Source organism: Terriglobales bacterium, from assembly GCA_035567895.1.
Lineage (GTDB): Bacteria > Acidobacteriota > Terriglobia > Terriglobales > Acidobacteriaceae > Gp1-AA112.
On record DATMPC010000102.1, the window covers coordinates 1 to 11,704 of the forward strand.

The 11,704-nt window shown below is 56.2% G+C and carries 11 protein-coding genes and 1 tRNA gene; 7 read left to right on the forward strand and 5 right to left on the reverse strand.

What is annotated here, in order from left to right:
• The 3 genes from VNX88_20690 to otnI form a co-directional block, all read left to right on the forward strand.
• Positions 1-1,114, forward strand: a 1,114-nt coding sequence (locus VNX88_20690) for a hypothetical protein (GenBank protein HWY71097.1), incomplete at its 5' end; no start/stop codon positions are given.
• A gap of 95 nt (positions 1,115-1,209) precedes the next feature.
• Complete coding sequence (locus tag VNX88_20695; protein HWY71098.1) at positions 1,210-1,548, forward strand: P-II family nitrogen regulator; 339 nt, start codon at positions 1,210-1,212, stop codon at positions 1,546-1,548.
• Positions 1,549-1,862: 314 nt separating this feature from the next.
• The gene (otnI, locus tag VNX88_20700; protein HWY71099.1) at positions 1,863-2,657 is read left to right on the forward strand and encodes a 2-oxo-tetronate isomerase; all 795 of its coding nucleotides are present in this window, start codon (positions 1,863-1,865) and stop codon (positions 2,655-2,657) included.
• A 240-nt stretch (positions 2,658-2,897) separates the two neighbouring features.
• On the opposite strand, the gene VNX88_20705 is transcribed toward otnI, so the two are convergent.
• Complete coding sequence (locus VNX88_20705) at positions 2,898-3,329, reverse strand: PaaI family thioesterase (GenBank protein ID HWY71100.1); 432 nt, start codon at positions 3,327-3,329, stop codon at positions 2,898-2,900.
• Between the two features lie 174 nt (positions 3,330-3,503).
• Here VNX88_20705 and VNX88_20710 point away from each other — a divergent pair, with 174 nt between their 5' ends.
• The 3 genes from VNX88_20710 to gyrA all read left to right on the forward strand — a co-directional run bounded on the left by VNX88_20710 (position 3,504) and on the right by gyrA (position 8,069).
• Entirely contained in the window at positions 3,504-4,322 is an 819-nt protein-coding gene (locus tag VNX88_20710) for a hypothetical protein (protein ID HWY71101.1), read from the forward strand.
• A gap of 139 nt (positions 4,323-4,461) precedes the next feature.
• Positions 4,462-5,148 carry a hypothetical protein gene (locus tag VNX88_20715; GenBank protein HWY71102.1) on the forward strand — a complete coding sequence of 229 codons (687 nt, stop codon included), beginning with the start codon at positions 4,462-4,464 and terminating at the stop codon, positions 5,146-5,148.
• 308 nt (positions 5,149-5,456) lie between these two features.
• Positions 5,457-8,069 (forward strand): DNA gyrase subunit A, encoded by a 2,613-nt coding sequence (gyrA, locus tag VNX88_20720; GenBank protein ID HWY71103.1) that lies wholly within the window; start codon positions 5,457-5,459, stop codon positions 8,067-8,069.
• Positions 8,070-8,192: 123 nt separating this feature from the next.
• Here the strand turns inward: gyrA and VNX88_20725 are convergent, their stop codons facing one another.
• Positions 8,193-9,299 (reverse strand): MlaD family protein, encoded by a 1,107-nt coding sequence (locus VNX88_20725; GenBank protein ID HWY71104.1) that lies wholly within the window; start codon positions 9,297-9,299, stop codon positions 8,193-8,195.
• 151 nt (positions 9,300-9,450) lie between these two features.
• On the opposite strand from VNX88_20725, the gene VNX88_20730 reads away from it, so the two are divergent.
• Positions 9,451-9,527, forward strand: a tRNA-Arg gene (locus VNX88_20730).
• A gap of 13 nt (positions 9,528-9,540) precedes the next feature.
• On the opposite strand, the gene VNX88_20735 is transcribed toward VNX88_20730, so the two are convergent.
• From VNX88_20735 to VNX88_20745, 3 genes are all read right to left on the reverse strand, one after another.
• Positions 9,541-10,800, reverse strand: a complete 1,260-nt coding sequence (locus VNX88_20735; GenBank protein ID HWY71105.1) for an alpha-hydroxy acid oxidase — start codon at positions 10,798-10,800, stop codon at positions 9,541-9,543.
• Positions 10,801-10,868: 68 nt separating this feature from the next.
• Positions 10,869-11,348 (reverse strand): hypothetical protein, encoded by a 480-nt coding sequence (locus tag VNX88_20740; GenBank protein ID HWY71106.1) that lies wholly within the window; start codon positions 11,346-11,348, stop codon positions 10,869-10,871.
• Between the two features lie 74 nt (positions 11,349-11,422).
• Positions 11,423-11,653, reverse strand: a complete 231-nt coding sequence (locus VNX88_20745; GenBank protein HWY71107.1) for a hypothetical protein — start codon at positions 11,651-11,653, stop codon at positions 11,423-11,425.
• Positions 11,654-11,704: the final 51 nt, after the last annotated feature.

Consider the following 11,704-nt stretch of genomic DNA (forward strand, 5'->3'; position numbering starts at 1 on the left):
ATTCCAGTTTGCGTTCGCCGACACTTGCTCGACGATTACTTCCGGAGCGATGGTTGGACGCACGGGGTTTGTTGGCGATCTCCTCTACAGCGTCGCAGTCTCTGGTTTCATCTATCCGATCATCGGGCACTGGGCGTGGGGGCCCGACGGCTTCCTGGCTCTGATGGGCAGTCCCGGACAGTTCCTTCCCGGTTTAGGAATGGGATTCCATGATTTCGCCGGATCTACCGTGGTGCACACGATCGGCGGCTTTATCGCTTTGGCTGGAGCCATCGTGCTGGGCCCGCGCCTCGGCCGCAAGTTCAAGCGCGACGGTGGCGCTCCGATGTTGCCTCATGATCTCGTCATCGCATCAAGCGGCGGACTGATCCTGTGGTTCGGATGGTACGGCTTCAATCCGGGCAGCACCTTGTCGGCGATGGACTTTGAAGGCATCGGCAGAGTCGCGACGAATACTACCCTTGCGGCATGCGCCGCAGGACTCACCGCCATGGCCTATGCCTACCTGGGAAGTAAGAAATGGGATGTAGGTTTCACCGTAAACGGATTTCTCGCCGGCCTGGTGGCGATCACGTGCCCGTGTTATTGGGTGAGCGCGACGGGAGCGATTCTCCTCGGTGGAGTTGCGGGTGTGCTGGTTGTCCTCGGCGTCGAACTGCTGGAATGGATGAGGATCGATGATCCCATCGGGGCTGTTCCCGTTCATGGTTTATGCGGCATCTGGGGCACATTATCACTGGGCCTGTTCGCCTGCGGAAAATACGGAGCAACCGGACCACTCGCGCCTGACAATTCCGCCGCCCTGAAAGGACTCTTCTACGGCGGAGGAACTCAAGTGCTGAAGGCGCAGGCGCTCGGCAGCCTGATCATCACGCTTTCCACCTTCTTCTTCGCACTCGCGGTGATGTACCTGGTGAACGCTACCGGCACATTGCGCGTGTCTAAAGAAGGCGAACTCTACGGTTTGGATCTGCACGAGCATGGAATCTCCGCTTATCCCGAGTATGTGATCTCTTCCTTGTCGCGTCCTTCGGGTGTAACAGCGCCTGCTCCGGCACTGGAGGTGGAAGCGATGCCAATCCACACTGTAAGCCGCGTAGCAAGCGGAGACTAAACAAATCAACGCGGCGAGTTCGGATCACCAACCGGGCTTGCTGCGTTCTAGTTGTGTTGGGTTAGCAATGTTGCACAGAGCGGACAAGAGGATGCATGACTAAAGTCGAGGCGATTATTCAACCATCGGTCTTTGAGAGCGTAAAAGACGTTCTCACCGAATTGGGCGTCGAAGGAATGACGGTGGCCGACGTAAGGGGACACGGGCGACAGAAAGGGCACACAGCAACCTATCGGGGGCGTGAATATTCTGTCGACCTGTTGCCGAAGATCAAGCTTGAGGTTGTGATTGAGGACGAAACGGTAGATTCCGTCGTTGATGCCATCGTGAAAACTGCCGCGACTGGACGCATTGGAGATGGAAAGATCTTTCTCTACAAAGTCGACGAAGCGATTCGCATTCGCAATTACGAGCGTGGGGTGGCGGCGTTGTAGTCAAGTGTAAGAGAACGGACATAAATTTCGGGCCAATGGTGAACTGTCATTCTGAGGCGCGATGTTGGCCGAAGGATCTCCCGGGATGCATCGATCTCAATTGCACTTTCTGGGCTCTTTCACGAGAATTCTGGCCGAAGTGCCAGGAGGGGGCAATCAAGTCTGAAGCATTCCGGGGAGATCCTTCGCCCGCCACGGCGGACTCAGGATGACAGGCCTTAGATTCCACGTAGTTTTCTGCAGCCTGTGAAGTCGATGTTTTTCCTCATCAGCACGGTATATTGGTAAAACAGCACTAAGAAACAACAGGACGAATGCCAAGATTCGCTGCGAACCTTTCTAGTCTATTCACTGAACTTCCATTTCCAGATCGCTTCGAGGCGGCCGCCAAACACGGGTTCTCCGCTGTCGAATGTCTGCTTCCCTACGATTACCCCAAGGAAGAGCTTGCTGAGCTTCTGAAGCGGCACGGTCTGCAGCAGGTTATGTTCAATCTGCCTTCGGGATATTGGGAGGCGGGCGAGCGCGGGCTGGCGTGCGATCCGCATCGCATTCCCGAATTCAAAGAAGGCCTGGAAACGGCAATCGAATATGCCATTGCTCTCGATTGCAAGAGACTGAATTGTCTTCCCGGCATCATGCCCGCCGAGAGTTGTCCCCTAACGATTCACGAAACTCTGGTTGGCAATTTGCGGCATGCAGCTTCACGACTGGCTCAGCTGAATATCAAGCTGCTGATCGAGCCCATCAATGTGTACGACAACCCCAACTTCTTCCTGCATCGATCGTCACATGCGCTCGCGATCATGGAAGAAGTGAATCATTCCAATTTGTATATGCTTTACGACGTCTATCACATGCAAATTACCGAGGGAAACCTCGCCAGTACGATTGCGGAGAACCTCAGTCACATCGGCCACGTCCAGGTCGCCGATGTTCCCGGACGCAACGAACCAGGCACCGGGGAGATCAACTTTAATTTTCTATTCCGACATCTCGATGCGATCGGCTACGACGGCTGGATTGGTTGCCAATACGATCCTCTCCTCACTACCGAGCACGGACTGGAGTGGTTTGCTCCGTACCAATTGCAATCGAGTCCGGCGTAGGTGTGCTCAGCCCTTTGCACCGATTGCATTAATACATAGACTGTCATCCCTCAGGCCGCCGCCATGAATCCCAATTTGGGATTGGGGCAGATGCGGCCTGGGGGATCTGCTTTCCTCTCTGCGAACAAAACAGCAGATCCCCCGCGCCGCAAACCTGTGTCTCGCTTGGATGGTGGCGTCGCGGCGGCGCGAGGGATGACAGTATGAGAAGAAATGTGCCGACTCGTGCAGCTCCATCCGCTACAAATAAGTGTGAGGAATAATCTTTAACGTCCCGCAGAATTTGGCCAGCAGCTTTGTTGGCGACTCCCGGCCGGTACATCCAACCACGTCCGCTTCAGTGAAGATCAGATCCTTTCCTGCCCGAAGTACCCGCGCATGACACGCGAATAGCGGACCGACCGCGGGTCGCAGGAAGCTCACTTTGAATTCGACAGTGATTACGTCCTGGCCGGCCTGCATCAGGGTCGCGCCAGCGGCTCCTGCGGTGTGATCGGCCATCGCGGTGATGACCGCTGCATGAAGGAATCCGTGTTGCTGCTGAAGCGGCGGACGCATTTGCAGTTCGGTGTCGCAGCTGCCCGAATCACAGCCAGTCACGACAATTCCGAGATCCCGGATGAAAGTGGCTCGTTCGAAAATCTCGGCTACAAGTTCTCGATTGCAGTTCATAGGCTTTGGTGACGAAATTCGAGCTTACGCAAAGCCGAAGATCCCATTCCAGCCTTTGCGTAAATTCCGTGGGATAAAGCCACGGAAGCCGTGGTCGGGTGCCAACAGACCCCGTCTTCACACGTCGGCTATTGCGCGCCGTATAGCAAAAGACGCGCCAAATACAATGTGAAAATGCAGCTTGGCTTGCTTCGCCCGCTGGCTTTCCTGATGTTTGTGCTGGCGCTGGATCCATCACTCATCGCCTTCGACCTCAAGCAGAAAACGCGCGATGCATACGATCGGTATTTGGTGCTGGCTGAAAAGAAGGTGGATGCCGAGCAGAACAGTCCAAATTTCTTCTGGGGAGATGTCGCACCGCGCGATGAGGAGTTAAAGCAGGGCGGCATAGTTATCGAGAAAGCATCGCTGGCTTCTTCGAAGGATGCCAAAGTTCCAGATGGGCTGGTTCATCACTGGTCTGGTTTTGTCTTCATTCCCGATACGAACCTCGATAAAGTGCTGTCGTTTCTCGAGGACTACGATCATCACCAGGACTACTACAAGCCTGAAGTCGCCCGCTCGAAGCTGCTGCATCGCGACGACGATCACTTCGTTGCCTACCTCCGGTTCGCCAAGAAGAAGATCATTACCGTGGTTCTCAACACCGAGCACGACGCGCACTACTACAAACTCGATGCCAAACGCGCCTACAGCCGCTCGCATACCACTCGTGTGACCGAGGTGGAAAATGCGAATCAACCGGACGAGCGCGAGAAACCTCCGGGCAAGGGTGAGGGGTACATGTGGAGCATGGACACGTATTGGCGATTCCTGGAACGGGACGGCGGAGTGTATGTGCGCTGCGACGCGATCTCGTTGACGCGCGACGTACCGACGGGTTTGGGATGGCTGATCGGGCCGTTTATCACGTCGATTCCGCGGGAATCCTTGTCAGCCACGCTTAAGGCGACGAGGGGTGGGATAGGTCGGCATACGGCTCAACAGAGATAGTGTTATTGCAGGAAACCTCGTAAATCGTGGCTTTTTCAAGGCCTGAATAGTTTAATCCCCTTGCGTGGGAAACTTCTTGCTCCCGGGATCGTTAAAGAATTCGCAACTCTAGGCTCCAGCGCGAGTCTAAAATAGTGTCATGCGCAGGTTAATCCAGACGCTTTTGATGGTTTCGGCGTTCTGCGCACCTCTCGGGCTCTTTGCTCAGCGAGGCGGAATCGAATTCAAGGGCATCCCTGCCTCGGTCACTTCGCCTCGAGCGGACGGCTCACTTCGCGGCGTTCCCGCTAGCGTTTCAGATCCAAGGCCTAGCACGTTGCAGCCCAATGGCTTCTGCTGCCGACATGGGCACAAACACTCTGCAACACCGGTATATGCGGTTCCGTACTACGGCTACTACGGTTATCCGGACTATTCCGACGCGTCGTACTATGACCAGCCGCAGCAGCCTGTGCAGCAACAGGTTCAGGCTCCGCCGCCCCAGGTAATCATCATCAAAGACGAACGTTCGTCTGCGAAGGATGAGGCGCGGTACGATGATCAGGGGTTCGAGGAAGGCGACTCACATCTGCGACCGGCTCCGCGTGAATCGGCACGCGCGAACGCTGATCCTGCTCCACCAGCGCCCCCGGAGCAACTGCCAAAGACGACGCTCGTGTATCGTGACGGGCACAAGGCCGAACTTCGAAATTACGCGATTGTGGGCGGCAACCTCATTGACCTTACGAAGAGCACGTTTCTGAAGAAGATCCCGCTGGACTCGCTCGATTTGGAGGCTACGCGCCGCGAGAACGAAGAGAACGGTGTGGAATTCCATGTGCCGTGAAGCGAGCGTCTGAGCCGCACTTCTTGCGCTGAACCGAGCCTCGACTAACCATCTCCCGGAAGCATTAAATCCCCGTCTGTTAGCGGGCCAGAAGAAGGCACTTCCGTGCTATAATCAGACCTGCACGCTGGGCAGCTAACATCCTGAGAAAACAACAGTTTACAGGCAATCCGACAGGCCTCGCCAGTGGCGTTGTCGAAGCGAGTGCCATGCCTGTTTCACGCCCTGTGGCGTGGGAACGCAGATCCAGTAACGACTTAACACAAGGAGCCAGCAGCTAGCAGCCAACAGCTAGCAGCTTTTCAAGAATGGCTGACGAACAGAACCCCCAACTTCCCCTAACGCCACCAGGCGGTGAGCCGCCGCAAGGACCTGGCGCAGCCAACATTATTCCCATCAACGTGGAAGAGGAGATGCGCCGTTCGTATCTCGACTATGCCATGTCGGTCATCATCGGGCGCGCATTGCCTGACGTGCGCGATGGACTCAAGCCCGTGCATCGTCGTGTGCTCTACACGATGAACGAGATGGGCCTGCAGTACAACAAGAAGTACACCAAGTGCGCCAAGGTCGTGGGACAGGCGATGGGCCAGTACCATCCGCATGGCGATAGCGCGATCTACGACACGCTAGTCCGCATGGCGCAGGACTTTTCTCTGCGTTATCCACTCATAGATGGCCAGGGAAACTTTGGATCAGTCGATGGCGATCCGCCGGCCGCGATGCGTTACACCGAATGCCGCTTGGAGAGAATTGCAGGCGAGATGCTTTCGGATATCGACAAGGACACCGTCGATTTCGTTCCTAATTACGACGAATCCACCACCGAGCCGACGGTTCTTCCTACTCGCATTCCCAATCTGCTGGTCAACGGTTCAAACGGAATCGCGGTGGGTATGGCGACGAATATTCCGCCACACAATCTGACTGAGATCGTCGACGCGACGATTACCCTGGTTCAAAGTCCGCAGACGACACTCAAAGACATTCTGAAGATCGTGAAGGGACCGGACTTCCCCACCGGAGGCTTCATTTATGGTCGCGGCGGGATCGAACAGGCATACACGAACGGCCGTGGCCGTTTCATGGTGCGTGCCAAAGCGGCAATCGAGAACCTGACGCAAGGCCGGCAGGCGATTATCGTCACTGAGATTCCTTACCAGGTGAACAAGTCGGCGCTGATTAAGCGCATCGCTGAGCTGGTGAACAACAAAGTTGTCGACGACATCTCCGACGTGCGCGACGAATCCGATCGCGACGGCATGCGCATCGTCATCGAGCTCAAGCGCGGAGCCGAATCCCAGATCGTGCTCAACCAGCTCTACAAGCACACCTCGATGCAAGAGAGCTTCAGCATGATCTTCCTCGCGGTGGTGAACAACCAGCCGCGCGAGATGGGACTGGTGCAGGCCATTCAGCATTTCATCGATCACCGCGTCGATGTAGTGCGGCGCCGCACAGCGTACTTGCTGGCGCGCGCGCGGGAACGCGAGCACATCCTCGAAGGCTACAAGATCGCCCTCGACAATCTCGATCAAGTCATAAAGCTGATTCGTGGATCCGCATCGCGGACCGAAGCTCGCGAGGCTCTGCTTGCTGCGAATTTCAAGATCACCGACAAGGAGATCCACTCAACCGGCAAGCTGAGCGGTCGTCAGGCGGATGCAATTCTCGATCTGCAGCTCTACCGACTCACGCGGCTTTCAACTGAAGAAATCTTCAACGAACTCGCGGAGATTCGCGAGCGCATCGCTGAGTACGAGAGCATCCTCGCCTCGGAGAAGAAGCTGCGTAACTTGATCGTGAAGGAACTCGAGGAGGTCAAGATGGAGTACGGCGACGAGCGCCGCACCATAATCACCGACGAGGGTGTTGAGATTACGCTGGAAGACCTGGTTGCCGACGAGCAGGTGGCAGTAACCGTCTCTCACTCCGGCTATCTCAAGCGTACCGCGCTTTCCACGTATCGCCAGCAGCGCCGCGGCGGCATGGGCCGCAAGGGCATGAGCACGCGCGAAGAGGACTTCGTCGAGCAATTGCTCATCGCGTCCACACACGCGTACCTGCTCATCTTCACAAGCGCCGGTCGAGTGTACTGGCTCAAAGTCTACGAGGTTCCCGATGTGGGACCCGCAGGCAAAGGCAAGGCCATCGCCAGCCTGATCTCTTTGCAGCCTGGCGAGAAAGTATGCGCCATTCAGAATGTCCGTGACCTTGAGGAAGAGGGCAAGTATGTCTTCTTCGCCACGCGCAAGGGTACGGTGAAGAAGGTGCCGCTCAAGGACTTTTCCAACGTAATGTCGCGCGGCATCATCGCCATCGGCATCGAGAAAGACGATGAGTTGGTTGCCGCCCGTATCACCGACGGAAACAAGATCGTCTTCCTGGCTTCGCATGAAGGAATGGCAGTTCGCTTCGAAGAAGCCGATGTGCGCCCGATGGGCCGGCCCGCGTACGGAGTGCGCGGCATGAATCTCGAAGTGAAAGACTACATCGTCGGAATGGCGGTGACAGATCCTCCAGGCGCCAAAAAGCCCGGGGACGGAAGGGGAACTGACACCGAAGGCGAGGCCAAGCCGGCGCCATCGCTCATCTTGTCCGTCACAGAAAACGGTTACGGCAAACGCACCGATGCGGAGGAGTATCGACTAGTAAATCGCGGCGGCAAAGGTGTGATCAATGTCAAGACGACAGAGCGCAACGGAAAAGTGGTCGCCATCATGCAAGTCGAAGAGGATTCGGAATGCATGCTCATCAGCCAGTACGGCAAGATCATCCGTCTGCCGAACAGCCAGATCCGCGAGACCGGACGCAATGCGCAAGGGGTGCGCCTGCTGCACCTGGATCCCGGCGATCGCGTGGCCGCTGCTGTTGTGATTCCGCCAGAGGAGAAGAACGAGAATGGCGGGCTGTTGCAGTAAAAACAGCTTCTGAGCGGCTAAGCTCCTAAGCTGCTAAGCAAAAAAAAAGGCCTAGCAATCGCGAGGCCTTAGCTTTTGCCTTTTGCTTAGAAGCTCCGAAGCTCAGCTGCTTAGAAGCTTCCCTCAAAACAACTTGAAGTGAACCGTCAGATACTTTTTCGGATTTTCGCGAATGGCCTTCACCAGGTGCCGACTCTCCACCAGCATTTGATCGGCGTTGTTGTAGAGTGCGGGATCCTTGAACAACAGGCCGACAGTGCCCTCCCCGGCTTCGAGGCGGGTTGAGAGTTTCTCGATATTCGTGGTGATGCGATCGATCTTCTGCGCGTACTCCTGATCTTTGGCGAGTTTGCCCAAAGTGCCGCGGCCGGCGTCGATGTCAGCCATCAGATCTTTCAGTTTTGCGGCAGTCTGATTCAGGTTCGTGTAGAGCTGCTCATCCTTCATGAGCTTGCCCAAGTTCCCTTTTCCGGAATTCACGTCGTCGACCATCTTATTCAGCTTTGTGACCGAATCGTTGATTCGGTCGTAAAGATCGTCCGAATACAGCAGCTTGCCGATACTGCCTTTGCCTTCCGAGACCTGGGTAGTAAGTCTTTGCAGTTGAGCTATCGTCGTGTTGGCGCGGTTGTACAGTTCAGGATCGTTGATGATTTTGCCAACAGATCCTTTTCCGTTTTGGATCGCTGAGACGATGTCGTCGACGCGAGTAAGGATCACGTTCAATTTGTCGATCGTACCTTGGCTGGATTTGAGAACATCCTGCAAGGCCGGCGTCTCAGTAGTGGGCAGCTCGTCGTTGTCGTTTACCGGGGAGTCTTTGGCTCGTGAACTATCGATGTCAACGAAGGTAGCCCCGAGCACTCCGGCGGTGGCCAGCGTAGCCTTCGAGTCCTTACGCAGATCCGGGCGCGCTTGCGCCGTTACCTTCATCATGACTTCGACCGGCGTCAGTAGACGTTTGGGATCGCGAACAATGTGAATGCTGTCAACGTTCCCGATGTCCACACCGGAGAGTCGTACAGGCGCTCCCTTTACCAACCCAGCGGCGTTCTCGAAGTAGGCACGCAGACGAATCTTCTTACTGAAAGGACTGACCGTGCCGCTCATGAAGAAGATGAGAACGAAGAGAGTGACAGTAGCAACCAGGACCGTGATTCCGACGCGTAGCTGCGACCACTTCACCTGCTGCTGGCTGGGCACCGATCCTCCCGCGGGGATACTACGCATGTCCCTGCTGCTGTTGGGAATGACCATCGAATATAGCAAACCGGGCAGGGTGAGTCAGTAAATACGCAGCGAGCGGTAAATGGGCCACGTCGATGTGGGACGGCAGGACAGTGAGAAGCCGCCGCAAAAGCGCGGTACAATGACTTTCAGCGCGCCCTTAGCTCAGTTGGATAGAGCGGCTGGCTTCGAACCAGTAGGTCGGGAGTTCGAATCTCTCAGGGCGCGCCAGTTTTTTGAGCCTTTATCCCCTTCCGAGTGGGCTGGCCCAGATCACCGAGCGGTCAATGCTCGCGATCGTTGGACGTCCTGTCAGTGCCATCGCCATTTTGAACTCGCGCTGCAAAATCTCCACCACTCGTGCGACTCCATCCTCACCCGCCACCCCAAGCCCATAGACATAAGGGCGTCCAATTAAGACTGCATTTGCGCCGCAAGCCAGAGCCTTCAGAACATCTGTCCCACGGCGGATGCCTCCATCAACCAGCACAGGCACGCGTCCCGAGACTTGTTCCGCAATCAGAGGCAGGGCTTCAATTGTGGGCGGCACAGTGTCAAGGTTGCGTGCGCCGTGATTCGACACGATGAGTCCTGACGCTCCGCTTTTCAAGGCATGGTCGGCGTCATCGGGGTTCAGCACTCCCTTGAGTAGCAAGGGAATCTTGGCGAAGCTCCTAAGCCATTCAACATCTTTCCACGCCAGCGAAGGATCAGTGATTGCGTTGTAGATACTGTTGCCCAGCGCGAGGTGGCCTGTTCCGCTCTTTGCGACATCGACGCCATCGACTTTGAGACCGCGGAGGTTGGGCAGTTCGAAACCGCTGGGCAGGCGGAATTCAGCGCGATCCTCACGATTCCTGGCTCCCGCCACCGGCGTATCCACCGTGAGACATAACGCCTGACAGCCCGCGGCTTCGGCGCGCTGGACAAGCTCGCGGGTGAAGCCACGGTCGCGCTGCACGTAAAGCTGAAACCACAGAGGCCTTTTTGCTGATCGAGCGACGTCTTCGACCGCCGTCGTCGAACTCGTGCTCAAGACCATCGTCGCAGCCGCGGTATTTGCGCCCCGAGCAGTGGCAATTTCGCCTTCGGGATGTGCCAGTTTTTGGTACGCCGTCGGCGCAAGCAGGATCGGGAAAGCATGCTCCTGCCCAAAGAGAGTCACACGCGTGTCGAGCGCTGAAACGTCTACCAGTACGCGAGGCTTGAGTCGCATGCGCTGATATGCTTCGACATTCCAGCGCATGGTCAGCTCATCGCCGGCGGCCCCGTTGTAAAACTCCCAAAACATTTTGGGAATGCGCTGCCTGGAGGCGGTCTCGTAATCGGCCAGGCACGCTAATCGCGTCCCAGTCGAGACTTCATCGACATGCGTGTTCTGCTGCTTTCTGTCCGTGGCGTTGGGAGCCGGATCTTGAAGTTTTTGGTCGGCTTTGGCAGCCAACGCGGCGCCGCTAGCGAGCACGCCCGCGGAAATCAGTGCCTCTCTGCGCGTGAAACGCATGGTCCCCCTCGTTCGAGTGAAGGAGCGCGATTATATCTCCAGCGAGGTCGTGGTCCTAAAATCGTCTCTCAGGATGCGCTCTTGCGCACCGCGGACCATTGAGGGTTTACATCAAATTCGAGAACCCATCGTTCGATGTAATTCATGTCGAGCTTTTCAGCCTGTGCGCCTACGATACTTGCGGCGTCGCGGAGTTGCCGTTCTGAGCCGCTCAGTTTCGCCCATCGCAATTTGGCGATGATTACATCTTCAGCTGATGAGACGTAGATGGCCTTTCCGGCAATCTGGATCAGCCTACGTCGCTTCATCGCAGTGCGCCCGTACTCAGTATCTTCGGCAATAATGAAGTCCACCTTCCAGCTGGTTGCAAAATCAATTACGTTAAATTGACTCCTGTTTGCCAGAGCCTGCAACGCTTGTTCTGTATCGGCGTAGTACCGATTGCTCGGAAATTGTTGCATCAGTAGGAGAAGTTCGGGAGGCGTCGGCGCAATTACGATATCGAGGTCAAGGGTCGATCTTGGTACACTGTGTGCAGAACTCGCCACAGAACCCGTCACCATGTATGGCACTTGTGAGAGCTCAAGTGCAGGTATTAGGCGCGACAGGAATGCTTCCAGCGTCACGGCTTCGGAACGAACCCATACATCAACCGCATGAGCTCCCAGTTTAATTCCTCTTCCGTCATTTCTGGGTGACGGCTGCGCAGACCTGCAAGCGCTACGTTGCGCATGGAATCGCTCATCTCCAGCGCCATCTTGACTCGCTCTGCCTCCGTCATGCGGCGGAAGATTTCTGCCTGGATTGCGGCTGCTTCTGGACTGGTATCGGATGGCATGGTTGCTGGATCCACTCTAGCCTCACGGTAAGCGAGGCACAAGGACATGCTTGCGATGCGTGGGTG